At 58.8% G+C, this 20,830-nt stretch carries 20 protein-coding genes and 2 pseudogenes; 14 read left to right on the top strand and 8 right to left on the bottom strand.

Features of this window, described 5'->3' with window-relative positions:
• Nucleotides 1-7 precede the first annotated feature (7 nt).
• From B5527_RS02425 to B5527_RS43300, 8 genes are all read left to right on the top strand, one after another.
• A complete protein-coding gene (locus B5527_RS02425; protein WP_079606998.1) occupies nucleotides 8-1,639 on the top strand; it encodes an AMP-binding protein in 1,632 nt (543 codons plus the stop codon).
• Nucleotides 1,636-2,547 (top strand): alpha/beta fold hydrolase, encoded by a 912-nt coding sequence (locus B5527_RS02420; RefSeq protein WP_079599875.1) that lies wholly within the window; start codon nucleotides 1,636-1,638, stop codon nucleotides 2,545-2,547. The genes B5527_RS02425 and B5527_RS02420 overlap by 4 nt, the downstream gene beginning before the upstream one ends.
• Entirely contained in the window at nucleotides 2,537-3,232 is a 696-nt protein-coding gene (locus B5527_RS02415) for a hypothetical protein (protein ID WP_154071955.1), read from the top strand. Before B5527_RS02420 ends, B5527_RS02415 begins: the two co-directional genes overlap by 11 nt.
• Before the next feature lie 24 nt (nucleotides 3,233-3,256).
• Nucleotides 3,257-3,715 carry a type II 3-dehydroquinate dehydratase gene (gene aroQ, locus B5527_RS02410; protein ID WP_079606997.1) on the top strand — a complete coding sequence of 153 codons (459 nt, stop codon included), beginning with the start codon at nucleotides 3,257-3,259 and terminating at the stop codon, nucleotides 3,713-3,715.
• A gap of 33 nt (nucleotides 3,716-3,748) precedes the next feature.
• On the top strand, nucleotides 3,749-4,582 hold the full coding sequence (locus tag B5527_RS02405) for a shikimate dehydrogenase family protein (protein WP_079599873.1): 834 nt from the start codon (nucleotides 3,749-3,751) through the stop codon (nucleotides 4,580-4,582).
• 116 nt (nucleotides 4,583-4,698) lie between these two features.
• Entirely contained in the window at nucleotides 4,699-6,606 is a 1,908-nt protein-coding gene (locus tag B5527_RS02400; RefSeq protein ID WP_079606996.1) for a bifunctional sugar phosphate isomerase/epimerase/4-hydroxyphenylpyruvate dioxygenase family protein, read from the top strand.
• Nucleotides 6,607-6,611: 5 nt separating this feature from the next.
• Entirely contained in the window at nucleotides 6,612-7,976 is a 1,365-nt protein-coding gene (locus tag B5527_RS02395) for an MFS transporter (RefSeq protein WP_079599872.1), read from the top strand.
• Between the two features lie 15 nt (nucleotides 7,977-7,991).
• Nucleotides 7,992-8,165 (top strand): hypothetical protein, encoded by a 174-nt coding sequence (locus B5527_RS43300; RefSeq protein WP_154071954.1) that lies wholly within the window; start codon nucleotides 7,992-7,994, stop codon nucleotides 8,163-8,165.
• 88 nt (nucleotides 8,166-8,253) lie between these two features.
• Here the strand turns inward: B5527_RS43300 and B5527_RS45990 are convergent.
• Nucleotides 8,254-8,466 (bottom strand): annotated as a pseudogene (locus tag B5527_RS45990) (hypothetical protein); the annotation flags it as partial.
• 98 nt (nucleotides 8,467-8,564) lie between these two features.
• On the opposite strand from B5527_RS45990, the gene B5527_RS02385 reads away from it, so the two are divergent.
• From B5527_RS02385 to B5527_RS45650, 4 genes are all read left to right on the top strand, one after another.
• Complete coding sequence (locus tag B5527_RS02385) at nucleotides 8,565-9,119, top strand: thioredoxin family protein (RefSeq protein WP_079599870.1); 555 nt, start codon at nucleotides 8,565-8,567, stop codon at nucleotides 9,117-9,119.
• Between the two features lie 297 nt (nucleotides 9,120-9,416).
• Nucleotides 9,417-10,586 carry a saccharopine dehydrogenase family protein gene (locus tag B5527_RS02380; RefSeq protein WP_079599869.1) on the top strand — a complete coding sequence of 390 codons (1,170 nt, stop codon included), beginning with the start codon at nucleotides 9,417-9,419 and terminating at the stop codon, nucleotides 10,584-10,586.
• Between the two features lie 188 nt (nucleotides 10,587-10,774).
• Nucleotides 10,775-11,020, top strand: coding sequence for an aldo/keto reductase (locus tag B5527_RS02375; protein WP_154071953.1), 246 nt, complete (start codon nucleotides 10,775-10,777; stop codon nucleotides 11,018-11,020).
• 360 nt (nucleotides 11,021-11,380) lie between these two features.
• Nucleotides 11,381-12,064 carry an integrase core domain-containing protein gene (locus B5527_RS45650; RefSeq protein ID WP_245332470.1) on the top strand — a complete coding sequence of 228 codons (684 nt, stop codon included), beginning with the start codon at nucleotides 11,381-11,383 and terminating at the stop codon, nucleotides 12,062-12,064.
• A gap of 787 nt (nucleotides 12,065-12,851) precedes the next feature.
• Here B5527_RS45650 and B5527_RS43290 read toward each other — a convergent pair.
• Complete coding sequence (locus B5527_RS43290; protein ID WP_154071952.1) at nucleotides 12,852-13,184, bottom strand: hypothetical protein; 333 nt, start codon at nucleotides 13,182-13,184, stop codon at nucleotides 12,852-12,854.
• 115 nt (nucleotides 13,185-13,299) lie between these two features.
• Here B5527_RS43290 and ftsZ point away from each other — a divergent pair.
• Nucleotides 13,300-14,541: pseudogene (gene ftsZ, locus B5527_RS02355) on the top strand (cell division protein FtsZ); the annotation flags it as partial.
• 402 nt (nucleotides 14,542-14,943) lie between these two features.
• On the opposite strand, the gene B5527_RS02350 reads toward ftsZ, so the two are convergent.
• The 3 genes from B5527_RS02350 to B5527_RS02340 all read right to left on the bottom strand — a co-directional run bounded on the left by B5527_RS02350 (nucleotide 14,944) and on the right by B5527_RS02340 (nucleotide 17,086).
• Nucleotides 14,944-15,489: a hypothetical protein gene (locus tag B5527_RS02350; RefSeq protein ID WP_245332469.1), complete on the bottom strand. Its 546-nt coding sequence runs from the start codon at nucleotides 15,487-15,489 to the stop codon at nucleotides 14,944-14,946.
• Between the two features lie 213 nt (nucleotides 15,490-15,702).
• Nucleotides 15,703-16,452, bottom strand: coding sequence for an integrase core domain-containing protein (locus tag B5527_RS02345; RefSeq protein WP_245332468.1), 750 nt, complete (start codon nucleotides 16,450-16,452; stop codon nucleotides 15,703-15,705).
• A 337-nt stretch (nucleotides 16,453-16,789) separates the two neighbouring features.
• Entirely contained in the window at nucleotides 16,790-17,086 is a 297-nt protein-coding gene (locus B5527_RS02340) for a hypothetical protein (protein WP_079606995.1), read from the bottom strand.
• Between the two features lie 155 nt (nucleotides 17,087-17,241).
• Here B5527_RS02340 and B5527_RS02335 point away from each other — a divergent pair, with 155 nt between their 5' ends.
• Nucleotides 17,242-17,667 (top strand): hypothetical protein, encoded by a 426-nt coding sequence (locus B5527_RS02335; protein ID WP_154071950.1) that lies wholly within the window; start codon nucleotides 17,242-17,244, stop codon nucleotides 17,665-17,667.
• 7 nt (nucleotides 17,668-17,674) lie between these two features.
• Here the strand turns inward: B5527_RS02335 and B5527_RS02330 are convergent, their stop codons facing one another.
• The 3 genes from B5527_RS02330 to B5527_RS45645 form a co-directional block, all read right to left on the bottom strand.
• Entirely contained in the window at nucleotides 17,675-17,875 is a 201-nt protein-coding gene (locus tag B5527_RS02330; RefSeq protein WP_079599863.1) for a hypothetical protein, read from the bottom strand.
• 128 nt (nucleotides 17,876-18,003) lie between these two features.
• On the bottom strand, nucleotides 18,004-19,713 hold the full coding sequence (locus B5527_RS02325) for a hypothetical protein (RefSeq protein WP_154071949.1): 1,710 nt from the start codon (nucleotides 19,711-19,713) through the stop codon (nucleotides 18,004-18,006).
• A 565-nt stretch (nucleotides 19,714-20,278) separates the two neighbouring features.
• Nucleotides 20,279-20,791 (bottom strand): integrase core domain-containing protein, encoded by a 513-nt coding sequence (locus tag B5527_RS45645; protein WP_197689262.1) that lies wholly within the window; start codon nucleotides 20,789-20,791, stop codon nucleotides 20,279-20,281.
• Nucleotides 20,792-20,830 lie beyond the last annotated feature (39 nt).

The raw sequence follows: 20,830 nt of genomic DNA, 5'->3' as shown, positions 1-20,830 counted from the left end.
ACCGATGATGTTGAAAGACGTGCACGCATTCGAGGCAGGCCTCGACCCACATCCGGCCAACTACGTGCCGCTGTCCCCCGTGAGCTTTCTCAACCGCGCCGCAAGCGCGTTCGCAGAAAAGATCGCGGTGATCGATGGTCCGCGCAGCTATACTTATGCGCAACTGCTTGATCGCTGCGTGCGTCTCGCCTCCGCGCTGGCGGCGCTTGGGGTCGGTCGGCTTGATACCGTGGCAATCATCGCTTCAAACATTCCTGAAATGATCGAGGCGCATTTTGCCGTGCCGATGCTCGGTGCTGTACTCAATCCGCTCAACACGCGGCTGGATGCAGCAAATATCGCCTTTTCGCTCGCGCATGGGGGCGCCAAGGTTCTGATCGTCGATGGGGACTATGCGCCGCTGGTGCGGCAAGCGTTGGAGCAGGTCGATCATGAGATAGTCGTCATCGACATCGATGCTTCCGAATCTTCGGCGGCGCCGTTGGGCCCGCGCAACTATGAAGCGCTTCTTACTGGCGCCGATCCAGCGTTCCCTTGGCCAGGAATCGCGGACGAGTGGCAGTCGCTTTGCCTGCTCTATACCTCCGGCACCACGGGAGATCCGAAAGGCGTCGTCTACAGCCACCGAGGCGCCTATCTCTCGGCGCTTGGTAACGGCTTCAGCTTTGGACTTGGTTTCGACAGCATCTATCTTTGGACGTTGCCGATGTTCCATTGTTCGGGTTGGTCCTATCCGTGGGCCGTCGTCGCCGCCGGCGGGACACAGGTATGCCTTCGCAAGGTGGAGCCGGCAGCAATCTTCCGGCTGATTGCCCATCATCGGGTCACGCATCTCTGCGGTGCGCCGATCGTACTCAATATGCTGGCTCATGCTCCCGCCGACCAGCGCGTGCCGTTCGATCACACGGTCACTGTTGCGACCGGCGGCGCGGCGCCCCCCTCTGCCGTCTTCCGGTCCATGGAAGCTCTCGGCTTTCGAGTCACGCATCTCTACGGGGCTACGGAAACCTACGGACCCGCGACCTCCAGCGTCTTCCTGCCGGAATGGAACGCACTGCCGGCCGACGAACGCTTTGCCAAGATGGCACGCCAAGGCGTCGCCTATCCTATGGTCGAAGCGGTCACGGTCACTGACCCCAAGACAATGATCCCGGTGCCGCGCGATGGCACGACCGTCGGCGAGATCATGGTACGCAGCAATACTGTCATGAAAGGTTACCTCAAGAACGAGCCCGCAACGGCGAAAACGCTCGTCGGAAACTGGTGCCTCTCAGGTGACCTTGCCGTTTGGCATCCGGATGGGGCAATCGAGATCAAGGATCGCTCCAAGGATATCATCATCTCAGGCGGCGAGAATATTTCTAGTCTTGAGGTGGAAGAAGTCCTCACGCAGCACCCAGCTGTCATGCTGGCGGCTGTCGTCGCCCGTCCCGACCCGACATGGGGAGAGACACCCTGCGCTTTCCTCGAACTCAAGCCCGGCGCCACGCAGCCCGATGACAAGGAGGTCATCGCCTTTTGCCGGGCACGCATGGCGCGCTTCAAAGTACCAAAAACCCTCGTCTACGGGCCGCTGCCCAAGACCTCGACCGGGAAGATCCAAAAGTTCATGCTTCGAGAACAAGCAGGCTCACTATGAAAGAGAGGCGCAAGTCCGATCGTGCAGACAAGCTGCAGGAACAGATCCCACTGGCTGGTCGCCCGATGACGATGTGCGACGCCGAGGTTAACGGCATTAAGATCGCTTTCGATATCCGTGGCTCCGGTCCACCCCTTATCCTCGTCATGGGCTATCGTCTTAACTCGCGCGCGTGGCCGCTCGACTTCATCGACGCGCTGGCGGAGCGCTTTACAGTCGTGCTTTTCGATAATCGCGGCACAGGTCTCAGCGACAAACCTTTATTCGGGTATGAGCTCTCCAACATGGCCAAGGATGTGTGCGGCCTTATGGATCATTTGGAAATTGCACGCGCCAATGTTCTTGGCTATTCGATGGGCGGGGCAATCGCGCAGGAACTGGTATGCCGCTATCCCGAGCGGGTGTTGTCCCTTGTGCTCTGCGCGACGCTCTGCGGCGGTCGACGGGCCATCTATGCGCGATCAACGGTCATCAACATCATGCACGATCTCGATGGGCTCGATCCTGCGGCCGCGGCCCGGCGTATCTGGACCGTAACTTACGAGCCCAAGTACCTTGCCACCAACATCGACAAGGTTGAGCGGCAGATGCAGCGGGAGCTCGAAACTCCAACTCCTCTTCACGCGGCAGATCTGCAATTCCAGGCTTTCGTGGATTTCGACACGTCAGAGGCGCTTTCGTCCGTGCGCTCGCCGACCCTGATCATGACTGGCGATGGTGATGTATTGATTCCGGCCCACAATTCCGAGGTGCTGGCGGAGTTGATTCCCGATGCGCAACTCGCAATCCTGCCGGGCTTTGCCCATCGCGTAATCTGGGAATCAACTGGGCAATGCGTGGCATTGATCGGAAACTTCCTTGAACAAACACAGGCGGCGGCGAATGCGGGGGACAGCTATGCCGGATGATCTCAACCGCCTGAAGAAGCGCGTACCGCACCAGGCGTCCGTGTCGACGATATTAGGGCCCGCGGCTGGCTTTATTGATGAGACACTCCGCACATTTGGCCTCCCGCTGTTCTGGCCGTATGACTCGTTGGAAGCTGCCGTTGAGGTCCTTCTCAATTCTTCGGACGCAGTTTATCGCGGCCAGAATGTTCCTTACGGGGATGGGAAACCCGTAGTGCTCGTGCCGGGACATCTCGGCGGCGACGTAACACTAGCGCCACTCTCGATGTGGCTACACGCCATCGGCTATCGTCCGGCGAAGTCTAACATTCTAATAAACATCAACGACCGGTCACTGGACAATCCGCTCACCGTGGCCTCGCGCGGTGCGGCTCTCCGCATCGGGCGAAAGACCATCATGATTGCCTTCGACACCGGGTTGCGGTCTGCTCTCCGCGTCGCCGAGGTCGAACGTGAGTATGTGTCGGATGTGATCGCGTTGGGTCTTTCTGATCCCATGCCCGCGGCACCGACCGGCGTGCGCCTGCACGTCATCGAGAGCGCACGGCGAGCGTCCGTTGCGCCAGATCAGCGCGTGAACATCGTGCCAGGGTCGCGCGCTTTGCTATACGTCAATCCGGCGGCGTGGAGGGTTCTTGCTGGCATTCTGCGGGAAATTCCAATCACCCTCCTCGATCGATCTTAGCCGCCTATGTCCAAGGATTCGGGTATGAAACGAGTTGTTTACATCATCAACGGACCGAACCTCAATTTGCTCGGCAAACGACAACCCGCCATCTACGGGCACGAAACGCTCGCCGACGTGGAGATTGCATGCAGGCGTGTTGCTACGGAGAGTAATCTGGAATTAAAGTTCCACCAGAGCAATCGGGAATATGAAATCATCGATTGGATACACGAGGCGCGTGAGACCGCCGCTGGCATTGTGATCAATCCCGCAGCGTTCACACATACGTCGGTCGCCATCCTCGACGCGCTGAACGCGTTCGATGGTCCGGTGCTCGAAATTCACATTTCGAATGTCCACAAGCGGGAGGCTTTCCGACATCATTCTTATGTTTCGAGCCGTGCCGACGGCGTCATCGCGGGGTTCGGCACCCAAGGCTATACGTTGGCCCTGCAGCGACTTTCTCGCCTGATTGACGAAACTGCGACCAAAGGCGGCTGATGCGGATCGCGCATTAGAGTGAGGATTCTGGCCATGATAAGCGGCAAAACGAAACTCATCGTCCACCTGGGCTATCCGACCGAGTCCTTCAAGGCGCCAATGATCTACAATCCCTACTTCGAGAAATACGGCATCGACTCGATCGTCGTTCCGATGGGTTGTAAGCCTGAAGAATATCCAGCATTTCTCAAGCTGGTATTCAAGCTTTCCAACATCCACGGCGCGCTGGTGACCATGCCTCACAAGGTTGCGACAATCGCGCTCCTGGACGAGGTGTCGATCTCCGCAAAGGTCGCGGGTGCGTGCAACGCGGTCCGCCTCGGAGTTGGCGGTACGCTCGTTGGCGACATGTTCGATGGCGAGGGCTTCGTGCGCGGCATCCAGCGTAAGGGCCGCGTATTGACCGGGGCCCGCGTGCTCGTGGCGGGCAACGGCGGTGTGGGTTCCGCCATTTCGGCGTCGTTCGCCAAGGCCGGCGTGGCGGAGCTTGCATTGTTCGATGCATTTGCGCCGATGATGAACGGTCTCGCCGAACGTTTGCGCGCCAACTATCCGAACCTGAAAGTTACGGTCGGCTCGATCGACCCAGCCGGTTACGATGTCGTCGTCAACGCTACGCCACTCGGTATGAAAGCCGGCGACCCGCTGCCGATGGACGTAACACGCATTGCACCGTCAACATTCGTCGGTGAAGTGGTGATGAAGCAAGAGATTACGCCCTTCCTTGCCGGAGCACGAGCGCGCGGTTGCGAATTCCAGATCGGCACCGACATGCTGTTTGAACAGATCCCCGCTTATTTGGAATTTTTCGGGTTTCGAACCACGACGCCGGATGAACTGCGGGATGTGGCGCAAATCAGTTATTGAGCTGACCGAGAGCTCATCAAACACGTCACAAGCTACTTACGAAGCGAGCGAAGTCACAGCACTCCTTCCAACTCGAGATGCAGGTGAGAGCTTATAGAAATAGCGGGATGTGTCGGATCATGAAATACTCGATAGCAACCGTGTCCGTTAGTGGCACCTTGGATAAAAAGCTACAAGCAATTGCAGCCGCCGGTTTCGATGCGGTTGAGATATTCGAAAGCGATTTTATATCTTTTGACGGCAGCGCAAGCGATGTTGCAAAAATGTGCCGAGATCTCGGTCTAAGCATCTGCGCGCTTCAGCCCTTCCGAGATTTCGAGGGCATGCCGGAACCGCAACGTGCGCAGAATTTCAGGAGAGTCGAACGAAAATTCGACCTTATGCACAAGCTCGGCACTGATTTGCTGCTCATTTGCAGCAACGTGTCGCCTGCTTCGCTTGGCGGCATTGATCGCGCCGCTGACGATCTACGTGAACTCGGCGAACGCGCCAGCGCCCAAGGACTACGCGTCGGTTTCGAAGCACTGGCGTGGGGGCGTCACGTCAATGACTATCGCGACGCGTGGCAAATCGTACGTCGCGCCAATCACAAATCCATCGGAATCATTCTCGATAGCTTTCATACACTTGCGCCGTCTCTGCCAGTCTCAGCCATTGGCTCCATTCCCGGAGACCGCATATTCCTCGTTCAACTAGCCGACGCGCCCCAACTGGATCTGGACGTGCTGTCATGGAGCAGACATTTTCGTTGTTTTCCCGGTCAAGGAAATCTTGATATCAGCGACTTTATGCAATCCGTTTTTGCGACAGGATACTCGGGCCCATTGTCGCTCGAGATTTTCAATGATCAATTTCGATCTCGATCAGCCAAAGAAGTAGCAATTGATGGGATGCGTTCCCTGGTTCTGCTGGAAGATCAAGCCAATATCGGCAGAAAGAAGAAAACAAAGGCGATCAGCCCAAGATCGGAAATTAGGGACGTAGCTTTTGTCGAATTCGCGGTCGACAAGAATCATGCAGGTGATCTTGCAACCATCTTTCTCCAGCTTGGCTTCCGCCTAAGCGGTCGGCATCGCAGCAAGCCAGTGGAACGATGGTCGCAAAGCGCCATCAACCTTTTGATCAACTGTTCGGAAGAAAGTTTCGCGCGATCCCACTACCTGACGCACGGGTCCGGCATCTGCGCTATCGCTTTAAGCGTCGATGATGTCGACCGCACGATGGCGCGGGCGAAGGCGCTTGACACAACGTCGTTTCACCAGCCGGTAGGTACTGACGAAATGAAAATTCCGGCTATCCGGGGTGTTGGCGGAAGTCTGTTGTATTTTCTTGATCCTGACACGTCGAATTGGGATCAGGATTTTGTGCCTATCGTCGATAATACCGGTTCAAACCATCTTAGCACTATCGATCATATTTCGCAGTCGATGCCATACGAACAGATGCTGTCCTGGCAGCAGTTCTACACCGGAATTTTTCACCTTCAAAGGTCACCGCAGCTTGAAATTGCGGACCCTCTCGGGCTTGTACAGAGCCAGGCAATTCTGAATCCTGACAGAACATTCCGTATCGTTCTTAATGGATCGGCTGCGACGCGGACCATGTCTGCGCGATTCCTGACGGAGTTTTTTGGCGCGGGAGTTCAACACATCGCTTTCGAAAGCGATGACATTTTCGAGACGGTTGCAGGGATGCGTTCCGCGGGCGCGTCTCTTCTGAAAATCCCTGACAATTATTATGACGACGTTGAGAGCAGATTTGATCTCGATCCGGCGGTCGCAACAAGTATGAGAGAAAACCAAATTCTGTATGATCGCGACGATACCGGCGAATTCTTTCAAGTCTACACGCGCGCGTTTGATGAACGTTTTTTCTTCGAAATCGTGCAGCGACGAGGTTACCAGGGCTTTGGCGCTCCCAATGCCCCAGTTCGGCTCGCGGCTCAAACAAGAGAGGCCCGTCCGGTAACCATGCCGAAACCGGATAGCGATGAGAATCGAAACCGAAAAGTCATCAAGGGATAACAATCATGCCCGCCGCCCGCACCGTCGACGTTCAGACCTTTCTAAACGAGCATCCGTTCTCGCGCTTTCAGTGGGAGATCTTCGCGCTTTGTTTTTGCGTCGTTCTCCTGGACGGCTTCGACACCGCTGCCATCGGCTACATCGCTCCATCATTGGTCACCGAATGGGGACTGGAGCGGCCGGCTCTGGCGCCGGTTCTGAGTGCGGCGCTGTTCGGCTTGGCGGCCGGCGCCCTGTCCTCGGGACCGTCGGCCGATCGCGTCGGTCGCAAGGCGGTGTTGATGGGCTCGGTGCTGATCATGGGTGTCGCCTGCCTGATGTCCGCGTTCGCAAGCAGCCTGAGCCAACTTGTCGTCTGGCGTTTCATCACAGGCGTTGGGCTTGGCGCCGCCATGCCCAACGCCGTCACCTTGATGAGCGAGTATTGCCCCGACGGGCGGCGCGCTACGCTGACCAACGCCATGTTCTGCGGCTTCCCGTTGGGTGCGGCTTTCGGTGGTTTTCTGGCTGCCTGGATGATACCGCAGTGGGGCTGGCGAAGCGTCCTGGTGCTCGGCGGGACTACGCCGCTGGTATTGACCGTGCTGATCGCGCTGCTGCTGCCAGAGTCTGTGCGCTTCATGGTTGCCAGGAATCAGCCGGTCGAGCGCATTCGCAGCGTGCTGCACCGCATCGCCGCAACGGTGCCGGACGCAACCTCGTTCGTCATGCACGAGAAAGCGGGCGTGACAGCAGCCAAAAGCGGCATCGGCATGGTGATCTCGAGCTCGTATCTCGCGGGCTCGGTGAGTTTGTGGGTGGCCTATTTCATGGGCTTGGTGATCTTCTACGCGCTGATCAACTGGATGCCGCTTCTGTTCAAGGATGCGGGGCTGTCGCCGCAGACCGCTGCGCTGATCTCCGCCCTGTTCCCACTCGGCGGCGTCGGCGCGATCCTGTTCGGCTGGCTGATGGATCGTTTCAACGCCAACGTGATCATCGCGGTCGGTTTCGCGCTGACCGCGGTGAGCGTCTATGCAATCGGCCAAATGGCGGGCAACCTCGCACTGCTGGTGGTGGCGGTATTCGTCGCGGGCACCCTCATGAACACGTCTCAGTCGTCGTTGCCCGCACTGGCCGCCGGCTTCTATCCAACGCAGGGACGCGCGACCGGTGTGGCTTGGATGCTGGGCCTGGGCCGTTTTGGTGGCGTTGCCGGCTCCTTTCTCGTGGCCGAGCTCGCGCGCCGGCAACTGACCTTCAGCGAGATCTTTGCGATCGTAGCTATCCCGGGCCTGATCGCGGCGGCGGCGCTGATGGTCAAGCAGATCGCGCATCCCGACGACACGGCGGCTCTCGTGGCTGCAAGGCGCGAAGCGCTGGGTCACTAATGTCGGAGGATTGTGTTGCGCGGCTGGGGGGAACTCGTATCGGTCGATGCCAAGAACCCGACCATCGCGCGCGCCATCCCCGCCAAGGAGGACGAAGAGCGGTACAGCAAGCAGGATCAGATGGCTGTGTGTACCGAAAACCTTATTCGAGTTGATGGCGTGATGGAATCGCCTAAGCTGGCGGAATGATCGGGCTGCTCTGTTTCGTTCTGGCCGTCCTGGCCTCGCCATTCAAGTCGAATTTGCGGCTTGAGGCGGAGAACGCGGTGCTTCGACATCAGTTGAATGTCGTGAGGCGTAGGCTGCCTGGTCGCGTCCGACTTACCAATAATGATCGCTGGTTCTTGATCCAGCTATCTTTCGCCAGGGATAGATGCGTGCGGGCCCCATTGTAATATTTCATGTACGACAGCAGTAGGTGACGGAGGTGGCGCTCGCTGAACACAACAACGTGGTCAAGGCATTCCCTGCGGATCGAGCCGATCAGCCTTTCAGTCTGGCCAAAACGACGCGACTGGCGAGCAGGCTTTGGAAACTGTGCCCCGGCAGGCCGTCGTCAGCATATATTTGGGCACAAGGAGGTGCGATATGGCGACAACAGCTACCCAAGTCGTTCTTGATACGCCGGCGGCGGAGTTCCGGCTTCCGGCCACCGATGGCAAGACTTACGCACTGGACGACGTTGCGGGCGAAAAAGGCACGGTCGTCGTCTTCATCTGCAACCATTGTCCCTATGTTAAAGCGGTGATCGACCGCATGGTTTCGGACGCCCGCGTGCTGATGTCGGAGAGCATAGGCTTTGCGGCGATTTGCTCGAACGATGCGGCGAGCTATCCCGACGACTCATTTGAGAATATGAAGCGTTTCGCGAAGGCTCATGATTTCCCGTTTCCGTATCTCCACGACGAGACCCAGACAGTCGCTCGGGCGTATGGGGCGGTCTGTACGCCGGACTTCTTCGGTTACAGCGCCGACCGCAAGCTCAAGTATCGCGGCCGGCTCGACGAAGGCCGCACAACTCCGCCTCGCGCGGGGGCGCCCCGAGAGCTTGTCGAGGCCATGCGCGCGATTGCGACCACCGGTGTGGCGCCGGCTGACCAAAAGGCGTCTATTGGCTGCTCGATCAAATGGAAGGAGGAATAAAGCCGAGCCCTGTCAACATATCTCGTATCTGAGACCGCCGTGTGCGGCAGCATTTGAAAGCTGCAAAGCTGCACACGTGCGATTTGACTAGCGGCATCACGAGGGCCCAGCGGCTGCTGCCGGAGTCGCATTTCGTCGTACCGTTGCGCATTGCCGTGTGGACGGGCAACGCTCGTGACACAAGATCCCAACCGGACGTTGCGCCCCCCATGGCGGGAACTGTGGTATCCTCCCGTACAGAGCGATTGCACAGGGATCTGAAGATAGCTCTCCCGGGTCTCGAGGAGGACCAACGTCGTGAAGCGGGACTTCGACCTCATCGTCTATGGCGCGACGGGTTACACCGGCCGTCTCATCGCCGAATATCTGGTGACGTCCTATCGCGGCGATAATGCTCCGTCCTGGGCGATCGCGGGACGCTCGACCGACAAGCTCCAGAAGGTGCGTGCCGACATCGGCGCACCGGACGATTTGCCTTTGGTTAAGGCGGACGCCGCCGAGCCGGCCAGCCTGCGTTCGATGTGCGAGCGTGCGGCCGTGATTATCACGACGGTCGGGCCTTATCAGCTCCACGGTCCCGAGCTTGTGGCGGCCTGCGCGGCCACGGGCACGGCCTATGTTGATCTGTGCGGCGAACCGGCTTGGATGCGGCGCATGATCGACGCCCATCACGAAGAGGCGAAACGAACCGGCGCGCGCATCGTCTTCTCCTGCGGCTTCGATTCCATCCCGTTCGATCTCGGCGTGCTCACGCTGCAGGAGAAGGCGCGCGAGAAATACGGACGCCCGGCGCGGCGGGTCAAAGGCCGCCTACGCAAGGTGAAAGGCGGCATGTCTGGCGGCACCGCGGCGAGCGCTCAGGCGACGTTGGCCGCCGCCGCGCGCGACCCGGCCCTGATCCGCCTGCTGACCGATCCCTTCGCGTTGACGCCGGGGTTCACCGGGCCGTCTCAGCCGTCGGGCCTCATCCCCGAATACGACCCGAGCATGAACGTGTGGCTCGTGCCGTTCCCCATGGCGCCAATCAACACCAAGAACGTGCACCGCACGAATTTCCTGTTGGGTCACCCCTACGGCACGGACTTCGTTTACGACGAGATGATGGTCGCGCCGGGATTTGGGGAAATCGCTCGCGTGACGACGGAGACGTTCGCCACGATGGTTTCCTTGTTCGGGATCGGCGGTCTCAAACCCGGCGCAGGCCCGACTCGGGAAGAGCGCGAGAAGGGCTTCTACGACATCCTCTTCCTGGGCGAGCTGCCGGATGGCAGACGGGTCGAGGCGGTAGTCACGGGCGACCGCGATCCGGGCTACGGCTCGACCAGCAAGATGATCGCCGAGAGCGCTCTCTGCCTCGTGCGCGACGTGCAGGGCGAGGGCGGCACCTGGACGCCCGGCGCGCTGATGGGTCCGGCGTTGCGCAAGCGTCTGAAGGAGCGCGCCGGCCTCACCTTCAGCGCGCGTTGAAGTAACCCTCAGAACTTCAGCGGCGCGCCGGATTACGTGGATGGTAACCAACGAAAGCGCGGTTTGGCGAGCGCGAGCCTTAAATCCGGTTCAAGGACGCGGCCGTAGTCGCTATGGCGTAACCTTGAAATGCCAGCGTCGTGACACCAACGAGCCAACGGCGCTTTCGCCTTGTGAGAGGTCCAGCGATGCCCGCAGATGATGATGCGCGCCCCCTAGGTCGAACCGGCATCCATGTGCTGCCCTTGGGGATCGGCACGAACAAGTGGCGGCGTGCCGATCGTGCGGCGGTTCTCGAGACGTACTGGACCGTCAATGACGCCGGTTCCTGCATGATCGACACGGCCGAGATCTATTTCTCGGAGCGCGTCGTGGGTGACTGCTTGCGCGCCGGTGCCTGTCCCTGTCGGAAACCTAATTCGGCTGGCAAGTGAAGCCGAATCGCGCAATGTTTCTATCTTATGAGAGAAGCTTGCAGCCTGATCTGGTCGGCGCTGGTATTATTGTTCCGATCGCGTGCCTCGTTGGCAGCCGAGATCCTGGTTCTTCGGCATCAGATTAACATACTGAGACGGCATTCGCCCAAGAGGCAGACGTTCAGCGCCATGGACCGCTTGATCTTTGCCGGGGTGTATCGATTGGCGCCAACAGTCCTAAACGCTCTGGCGGTTTTGAAGCCAGATACCGTTATAAAGTGGCACCGCGCCGGGTTCAGATCGTACTGGCGCTGGAGGTCACGACGTCGTGGCGGCCGACCAACCTTACCGACAGAGATACGCAAGCTTATCCGCGAGATGAGCATCGCCAACCCGTTGTGGGGAGCGCCGCGGATCCACGGAGAGCTGCTTAAGCTCTGCATCGATATCGGCCAGACGAGCGTGGCCAAGTATATGGTGAAGAGACGAGGGCCACCGTCGCAAGGCTGGAAGACGTTTCTTCATAACCATGCCGACGCCATCGCGGCGATGGATTTGTTCGTCGTGCCGACGATCTCGTTTCGCCTGCTCTATGGATTGCTGATCATGGGGCACAGCCGACGACAAATTTTGTGGTTTGGCGTCACAGCTAACCCCACTGCAGAATGGATCGCAAATCAGGTCACGGAAGCATGCGGTTGGGAACAGGCTCCCCGCTACCTGATCCGTGACCGGGATGGGGCCTATGGTGAGGTCTTCATCCGAAGACTTCGATCAATGGGCATTCGTGACCGGCCGACATCGCCGCGCTCCCCATGGCAAAACGGATATGCCGAACGGCTGATCGGTTCGATCCGACGGGAGTGCCTTGACCACGTTGTTGTGTTCGGCGAGCGACACCTCGGTCACCTACTGCTGTCGTACATGAAATATTACAATGGGGCCCGCACGCATCTATCCCTGGAGAAAGATGCACCGGTCTCGCGCGCCGTCGATCGCGCCGGGCACATTCTTTGTCGCCCAATTCTCGGCGGGCTACACCACCAATATGTCCGGATTTGATTTACGACAGGCACAACGGGCGTCCATTTCGCGGTCCGGCGTCGATTTACCGTTGGTCGTCCGCATTGCGCCAGAAGCGGCCGTTACCCAGAGTCCCTATTTTCACCGTCAGACAATAAAAGACAAAAGGCCACGCGGGCATTACACCGCATGGCCCTTGCGAGACTGTCCCCCTAGGCCCTCCAGAGATTCCGTCTCGGGGCGCATAGTGTGCGGGTAGAGGTGCCTGTCCAGGGTGTGATGCAGTTACCCACAGTTCAGATGAACGAACACGCCTCAACCAAGCCGTCCGCTTCAAACAGCGTCTTTAGCAACCTTCAGGGGTGACGCCTTGACCGACTTGCTGGCTGGCTTTGGCCGCGAACTCCATGGGCTCTTTCGTGACGGGATTTACACCGTTGCGGGCTTCTGAAGCAGGCTTGTTCACGACCGACATTCAACCGCGACCGCAAAAAGACAAAAACGTCCAGCTCGAGGAATCAGCGCACGCGAACCTGAAGAGAGCGCTGGCCGCATGTCCGCATCGCGTACCAACAACAGCTGCTGTTGCTCCCGGCCGCGCGGCCCGCTCAAGTGACAGATCGCCGCCCGCCCGTTAACAGTCTATTAACCAACGCAGCCTAGCTTGTGGTCATCGCCCGGTCATCATCAGCCGATTACCGCCCGGTTCGTTCTAGGAGAACAGCCGATGTCCGTTGAGGCGCTGACATATGCCGCTTTAGGTATCTGCCTGAAAATCTCGCCAGAGGTCGCTCGTTCGCTTGCCAAGCGACGCCAGCTCCCGCGCTCACTTTCGGATGATGGCAAAGCTCTGGTAAGTGTTGATCTCGCTGAAATACGGCATACGCCCCGCCCACGAGGTGGTCGCCAGGCAGACAACATCGCCCTGTTTACGGAAAAGATCGAGGCATTCAGGGCGGAGATCGCGCGGCTCGAAGCAAGGACAGCCGATCACAGAGCAGATTTTGACCGCGAGCGCGAGCGCGCCGATCGCCTGACGGTTGAGCTTCTGCAGAGGACTGCCGAGACTATGGCAGCCAATGAGGCGACGGCACGGCTTGAAGGTGAGCTGGCGGCTCTGTGGACCGGTGGCCGAGCTGGCGGCTCGATCGATAGCCACGGACAAGCTGCAAGCCGACTGGGACATCTAGCCGCGACCATAGTGGAAGCAGACCGTAAGGCTTGTAGGTAGCACCTCTCATTCCCAAGGCTGCTGGAGCAATCGTGAGGCAAAAATGACCAACATCACCGATATTCGCGAGATGAAGGCGCGCATTATCGTGTTTGGGGTCGGCGGCGCCGGCGGCAATGCCGTCAACAACATGATCGCGGCCGGGCTGCAGGGCGTCGACTTCATCGTCGCCAATACCGACGCACAGGCGCTCACCATGTCGAAGGCCAAGCGCATCATCCAGATAGGCACCCAGGTGACAGAAGGCCTTGGCGCCGGCTCGCAACCCGAGGTGGGGTGCGCCGCAGCTGAAGAGGCAATCGACGAGATCCGCGATCATTTGAGCGGCGCACACATGGTGTTCGTTACTGCCGGCATGGGCGGCGGTACCGGCACTGGGGCAGCGCCCGTTATCGCCAAGACCGCGCGTGAACTCGGCATTCTCACCATCGGTGTAGTCACGAAGCCATTCCACTTCGAGGGCCAGCGCCGCATGCGCTTTGCCGAAGCCGGCATCGTCGAACTGCTGAAGGTAGTGGACACCCTGCTGATCATCCCAAACCAGAACCTGTTCCGGGTGGCCAACGAGAAGACCACATTCGCCAATGCCTTCGCCCTGGCCGATCAGGTGCTCTATTCGGGTGTGGCTTGCATCAGCGATCTTATAGTCAAGGAAGGTCTCATCAATCTCGATTTTGCCGACGTTCTCGCCGTAATGCGTGAGAAGGGGAAGGCCATGATGGGCAGGGGCGAGGCTTCTGGCGAGAAGCGCGTGCTCACCGCCGCTGTGGCCGCGATTTCCAATCCATTGATCGAGAACCCCTCGATCAAGCGCGCCAGTGGCCTCATAATCTCCATCACCGGCGGCAAGGACCTGATGTTATTCGAGGTCGACGAAGCTGCTACCCGCATTCGTGAAGAGGCCGACCCGGACGCTAACATCATCGTCGGCGCGTCTTTCGATGAAAGCCTGGAAGGTATCGTCCGCGTCTCAGTGGTGGCGACCGGCATCGATAATCTCGACCCGGCGCGCCAGATTCAACCAGCGCAAAGCTCACTCACGGAACTCGCCGGCAGGCTGAGCAACGACAGCCGCCGCATCGCCGACCGGATCGAGCGTAGTGCACCGCTGCCGCAATTAGAGAGTTCGCCGCTCCGCCCGACGGCCCGCCACCCCGAAGGGCGACCGGAATATGCGCGCCATGCGGCTCCGCAGGGCCTCGATCCGTACGGCCGCTCCCCTCCTGTGCGCAATTCGATCGAGGAAAACGTTCTCGATGTCCCGGCCTTCCTGCGCCGCAAGGCCAACTGAGCCGCCGGAAAAACCAAAGTAACCGATTTCCAAGTGCCGGAAGTAGACCGATGCGTCAAAAAGTCCACCGTCAAAGCTGCGCGCGGACGCAACTCTTTTACTCGCGACGAAGTACTGATCGCGCTCTTTCGGATTCCTGGGAAATACTCTACCGGAACAAGTGAGGGGCCAACGATTGCAGTCGGGCGGCTCGCTCTTGTGGAGCTGCAATTGGGGATGCTTGCGGGCTCCCCGCAGAGGCCTATCATCCCGGAACCGCAGTGGCGGATCATCGCGACATTGAGGAGGCGGTGACGCGCATACCGGTAGGCTTGCTATCTGTGAGCTCTATAGCAGATTTCGGACCGCCAGATCTGCATCGAGGGTTTTCTTTGGGATGCGCAGTGCACCGATGATTCACGCTGCTGTGCTGCGCGGGTTCTCCGCAGTTTCTCCTTTTGCCGCCTCCTTGTTTGGAGACAGCCATTTTGGAAACCGAAGTAGGCGATCATTGTCATCTTTTGGCAACTCGACCGGGGGCTCATCGGCTAAACACGGGAGATCTAGTGCGGCGTGGCCGACTCGCACCGCATCCGCGCGTCGATCCAGTTCGCGCAACAAGGGATCGATCACCGTATCGACTTCGGTCGCAACCGATATTAGATAACTATTGAGCTCGCGAGCTTCGGGCACGACCGCCGCCGCTATCTCGGTCGCCTCGCAGAGTTCACGGATGACAGGTGAAAACGCGCTGGCAGTTTGTTTGATTCGTTTTTTTATGGCTTCGATTTGCCCTATAACGCGATCACATTCTCGCCGGTTTTTTTCCTCAGAAAGGCGGGCTTCGATTTCGGCGATCTGAGCCGTCAGTGTCGTGACATCGGATGCAAGTGCGTCGCGTTTTCCCCGCGCGCGATCGAGATCACGGCTGAGATTGTCCACTAAGTCGTTCTTTCCCAACATTTTTTTGCTCCGCGTAGAACAGCCGCAACGCGAACCGCCGGCCTGGCAAACGAACGAAAGGTAAGAGCGGCCGAAAAAGGCAACGACTTCGGTCGCGTCGCTGGGGCCGACATGGTCTAATTCTCTCCAATGGTTCGCATTAGGCGACCGCATGGTTAAGAAGTGATTAACGTTCAACATCTGGTGCAGCAGCGGTCCTGTGCCTGTCGGAAATCAAACACGCACATATAGATGATGGAGTCCGCCAAGAAATGGCGTTGGCACGATGCGACCAACGGCATGTATTCTTCGCGACATCGACGCGTCCTTGTTGACTGAAAGGTGCGAGCGAGCCGTGTTATAATAGGTCGCGTAAGATCGCAGCAGATGGCGAAGATGCCGCTCGCCGAACACGACAACGTGGTCAAGACACTCCCGCCGGATCGAACCGATCGCCCTCTCACAATACCCGTTCTGCCATGGCGATCGCGGCGCGGTTGGCCTATCCCGAATGCCCATCGCCCGAAGGCGGCGGATGAAGACGTCGCCGTGGACCGCGTCGCGGTCACGAATGATGTATCGCGGCGCTACTCCATAGGCCTCGGTGAGCTGGTGCGAAATCCATTCAGCCGTTGGGTGCGCGGTCACTCCCAGCCACAGGATTTGGCGGCGACCGTGATGCAGTATCAGGAGCCCGTAGAGCAGTCGGAATGAGATGGTCGGAACCACGAACAGGTCCATCGACGCGATGCCGTCGGCGTGATTATGAAGAAACGTCTTCCACCCCTGGGACGGCGGTCGCCTTCCCCGCGCCATATACCTTGCAATGGTGGTTTGCCCGACATCGATGCTGAGCTTGAGAAGCTCGCCCCGGATCCATGGTGCGCCCCATAATGGGTTGACGAGACTCATCTCGCGAATGAGATGACGGATTCCAGCGTGGTCGTTGGACGGCCGCTGCGCGGTCTTGATTTCCAGTGCCAATACGCTCTGAAGCCGGCACGATGCTAGCGGATCACGGTCTCCGGCCTGACGATCTTCAAAGCGTCCAGCACGCCAGGTGCCCGCCGATACAACCCGGCAAATACCAGACGGTCGATGCGGGTGAAGGTTAGTCGCTGCGGCGATCTACGCCACAGCACGTTAGTTGATGACGAAGCGTCAAGATCTCAACTTGCAGCGACGCTCGCGACCGGAACAATCCGATCAGCGCCAACCAAATCAGGCTGCAAACATCTCTCATCAACCAAGGGCATCGCCCAATTCGACTGCGCTTACTAGCCGGATTGATTTTCCGACAATGACAAGCCTCTACGAACAATTACGCATCAGATTCTATATTCACCAAAACTTCCCCGGCGATCATTTCGGGGTCTCCAAGATTAAGGTCAAGCAGACTTGCTTGAACAAACTCCAGTACTTTATCGTTCGCCGCATAAGCGCTTTCGCGATCCTCGAATATCATCACAGCGACACCGACGCCTTCGCCCTCATCCAGTACATAATAAGATCTGAATCCGTGCGCTTCCCTTAGGATCTGACCGATGCCGCTTTTGGCGCGGCGAGCAGCATCCGCAACCGAACGAACCTTGGTGTACTTTCGAATGACTATGTACATGAGGCCACCCATGCGTCTCAGTCCCAGCCCACGCATCAAAGCATATCGTGCCACTGCTGGACTAGGGCCTTGTGTGTACCGAAAACGCTATCCGGGTTGATGACGTGATGGAATCGCCTAAGCTGGCGGAATGATCTGGCTTTTTGTGTTTCGGTTTGGCCGCCTTGACCTCGCCATGCAAGTCGACGACCCGGCTTGAGGCCGAAAATGCCGCGCTCCGACATCAGTTGATCGTTTTGCGGCGCAAGCTGCGCGGGCGCGTCAAACTCGCCAACAGCGATCGCTGGTTCTTCATTCAGTTATATCGCTGGTTTCCATCGATCCTGGAGGTCCTCACGGTCATCCGTCCCGGGACGCTGGTTGGTTGGCATCGGGCCGGTTTTCGCAGCTGCTGGCGCTGGAAATCACGATCATTGGGAGGGCGACCACAGATCGAGATGGACCTTCGCCACCTGATCCGGCAGATGAGCATCGAAAACTCTCTTTGGGGCGCGCCGCGCACTAAGACTATGGCCGTGCTTAAGTTTTCGGTACGGACAGGGCGTTTGGTTTCGCGCGTGATCGCTGTGACAGCGAGATGATGATTGTTCACTGGCGTCCAGGGCCAGTGAAGCGGATGCGCTTAATGGTGCCGTCTGGATAGCGGACGTGCGTTACGTGCGCCGGCAACTGGGACGTATCTTGGTGCTCGTCAACGTCGACGATCTGCCCGGTCTTCTCTAGCGTTTCGATAAACAGCCGCGTCTCTTTGTCTTGCTCGGGTTGCGGCTTGGGAGCCTCGGTCGTCATTTTGGGCTTTCCCTTGGCTCCTCGCTATTTAGCTAGTTTACGATGTCGTCTCTGCGAAAGCTACCGGATCTGAGCCGACGCGACTGCACCCGCTCCCGAAGAGGGAGCGGATGCGGGCCGGGGAACGCTCAGTGGCTGTGGTTGCAGCCATGGAACCCACAGTCGAAGTGATGACGCCTGAGCACTGTCTTTCCGTCCTCACGGATCACGTAGTGAGTTTTATGGTGGGGCGAAGCTTCGCCCGGTGAGGTTAGCTCGGCAGGAATGACGTCCGTAGCCCCTTTATGAGAGATCTTGTCACGTTGGATCAGGTCCTCGACGAAGGAACGAGCATCTTCCTCGGCGCTTGAGGTTGCTTGCGTCCCGCCAGCCAGGGCGGCGGCCGCTACAGGAAAGCGCGCGCCCTCCGCCGGCATATGCACGTGCAGGGTGACGCCGAAGCGGGTCGCGAGCGGCCGGAGCGGAAGGTTCGGGGCGTCTTGCGCGGTCTTCTTGTATCCGTCGCCTTCGCCCTCGAACTGAAGCTGCTGACGGCTCGGCGCACGTCCGGTAACGCCGAAGGAGTCGCTGTGCTCCCGTAAAGTCCGGACAAGGGACATAGCTGCCGTGGGGGAGAGGATACCGCGCTGGACAAAGCTGCTCGTAAGGGCCGTCCGGTAACGCCCTCCGGTGAGGGACTGATCAGCCTGGATCATTCCCGCGGCAACCTGGCTGTAGAAGCCCGGCGCCACGGAAGCCACCCGCACTCCCTCGATGAGGAGCTTCCCTGCGTCGACCGCGACGGCGAGAAGCTTGTCAGAGTCGGTCCCGGCAAAACTGGCTGGCCCGATCTTGAACATGGCGGCCAGCACGTCAAGGAACGCACCGGAAAATACGCGAGAGAACGAGTGTGGCTCCGAAGAGAGCTGTGTGGCGGGAGCCATCGGCGGCAGGCCGGCGGGATCCCGGTAGAAGAAGTTGTTGGAGGTATTCCGAAGACAGTCGCGGTCCACAGCTGTGGGATCGACCTGGACCCGGATGGCCCAGCCGAGTTGGCGTGCGAGCTGGGAGAGTCGCGAGTTCGAACCCAGGTGTCCGCGGGTTTGCTGGAGCACGAGGTCACGTAGCGGGGCTAGTTGGAGCTTGGAAAGCATCGCGCTGACGTCGCCAAAGCCCTCATGGAAGGCGGCGACCTCCAGGCTCATCGCGTTGAAAAGTTCGGGTTTCACTGCGTCGAGTATTGCGTGGCCGAGCTCATGGCAGGACACGTCGGGACTTGCGCAGGAGAAGACCGTCACGGGCGGAGCGACGTTATCGACCTGCCCATGGAAGAAGTTGAGCCCGCTTTCTCGGGCATAGAAGGCGTTGAAGTCTTCCCCCTCGTCCACATTGACCTGCATCGGCTGCTGATCGGCTGACCACTGCGTGCCGCTGGGAAGCAACGGGCCCCAGAAGTTGATCGCCCGAGCCAATGCGGAGTCCGCATTCCAGTAGCGGAATTCCGCAGTGGAAGGCTGGTAAACTTGCGGGTCAGGTTGCTGCCCGATGATTTGTGTTTGGAGCAATGTCTGCGCGTCGGAGGGCTCGTCGACCCGAATGGGGTCGGCAGCGACGGGGCTTGAGCCAGCCACCGCCTCGAGGAACGGGTCGTCCTCGTAGATCTGGATTCTCTCCGCCTCCGCCTCCGCCGGTGCCACGGTCTTCACCACCGCAATCTTCGCCGTCCCTCGCGTTTCCTGCGTCAGCTGGCGCAAAGATTCAGCGATGGCTCCCTGGAGTGCGTTGTTCAATTTGTCGAGGTTTATGGAAACTTCACCTATTCTCGCGCTGGATACGACTTGCCCTTTCTGAGATGCCATGACCATTCCCTCCATTTGCAACGATACGCTAATATTGCGATCGCAGAGCCGGCCGCCATCATCCGGTCGGTCGTGCGGCAAACGTGCAATGGATGATGTGAGGGCATGCTTTGCCAAAGCGGCGATCCGATGCTCGGCACCATCCTTGCTATTGCAGACTCTATGCTCTGCCTCGACGCGCCTACGTTAGTTGGCGCGCTCAAAGACCTGCTGTTGGTGTTTGTCGACCCTTCGACGAAACTTAATAGTAACTACGCTGGATCGAAGAGGATCGAGCAATCCCGTCTCCGCGATAGCCGAACAGCGTCTCCGATTCGAGCGGTAAGAGATCCAAAACGCCTCCCTTCAAGAATGCTTGAGTGTCAATATGCATTAGATATCTGTTAGCAATCATACTTGAGAAAAACGCTTTACGTGTGTGGGATAGTTCACACTTGTCATTATGCCGCGGTCGGGGCGTAGCAGAAATTTAAGAGGCGCGCCCAAAATGCGAGATGGCCGACTTCTTAGAGACCATCAAGCATTGACTTGATGGCGTATTCGCCGGCTGTGTGTACCGAAAACCTTAAACCCGACCATAGTGGTGATGAAGTCCGCCCACGATGGCGCCTGAACGAATGACACCGGTGCGCTGTATCGAGCGAGAGACCGGTGCATCCTTGTTCAAAGAACGACGCGTTCTGAAACGGTTGTAATAGTCGGCGTAGGATTTCAGGACCCGACGCAAATGCATCTCGCCCAAGACAATGACGTGATCCAGACACTCACGCCGGATCGATCCGATCAGCCGTTCGACAAAGCCATTCTGCCACGGTGAGGCCGGTGCAATCGGCTTGTCCCGGATGCCCATGGCACGCAGTCGGCGTGTGACGACGGTGCCGTAGATCCGGTCGCGGTCTCGGATCATGTAACCGGGAGCCTCGTTCCAGGGGAATGCTTCCGTTGTTTGACGCGCAATCCATTCGGCGTTCGGATTTCTTGTGACGTTGATCCAGATGAGATCTCTGCGGTCTAGCCGGACGATGACTAAGGCATAGAGCAGGTCGAAACCGATCGTCGGAACAACGAACAAGTCCATGACGGCATTTTCTGGCGCGTGGTTATGCAAGAAGGTCCG

The sequence above is a fragment of the Bradyrhizobium erythrophlei genome (assembly GCF_900129425.1).
Taxonomy (GTDB): Bacteria; Pseudomonadota; Alphaproteobacteria; order Rhizobiales; family Xanthobacteraceae; genus Bradyrhizobium; species Bradyrhizobium erythrophlei_C.
Note: the sequence above shows the minus strand (reverse complement) of the source record. Positions and strands in the feature narration are given on the sequence as shown.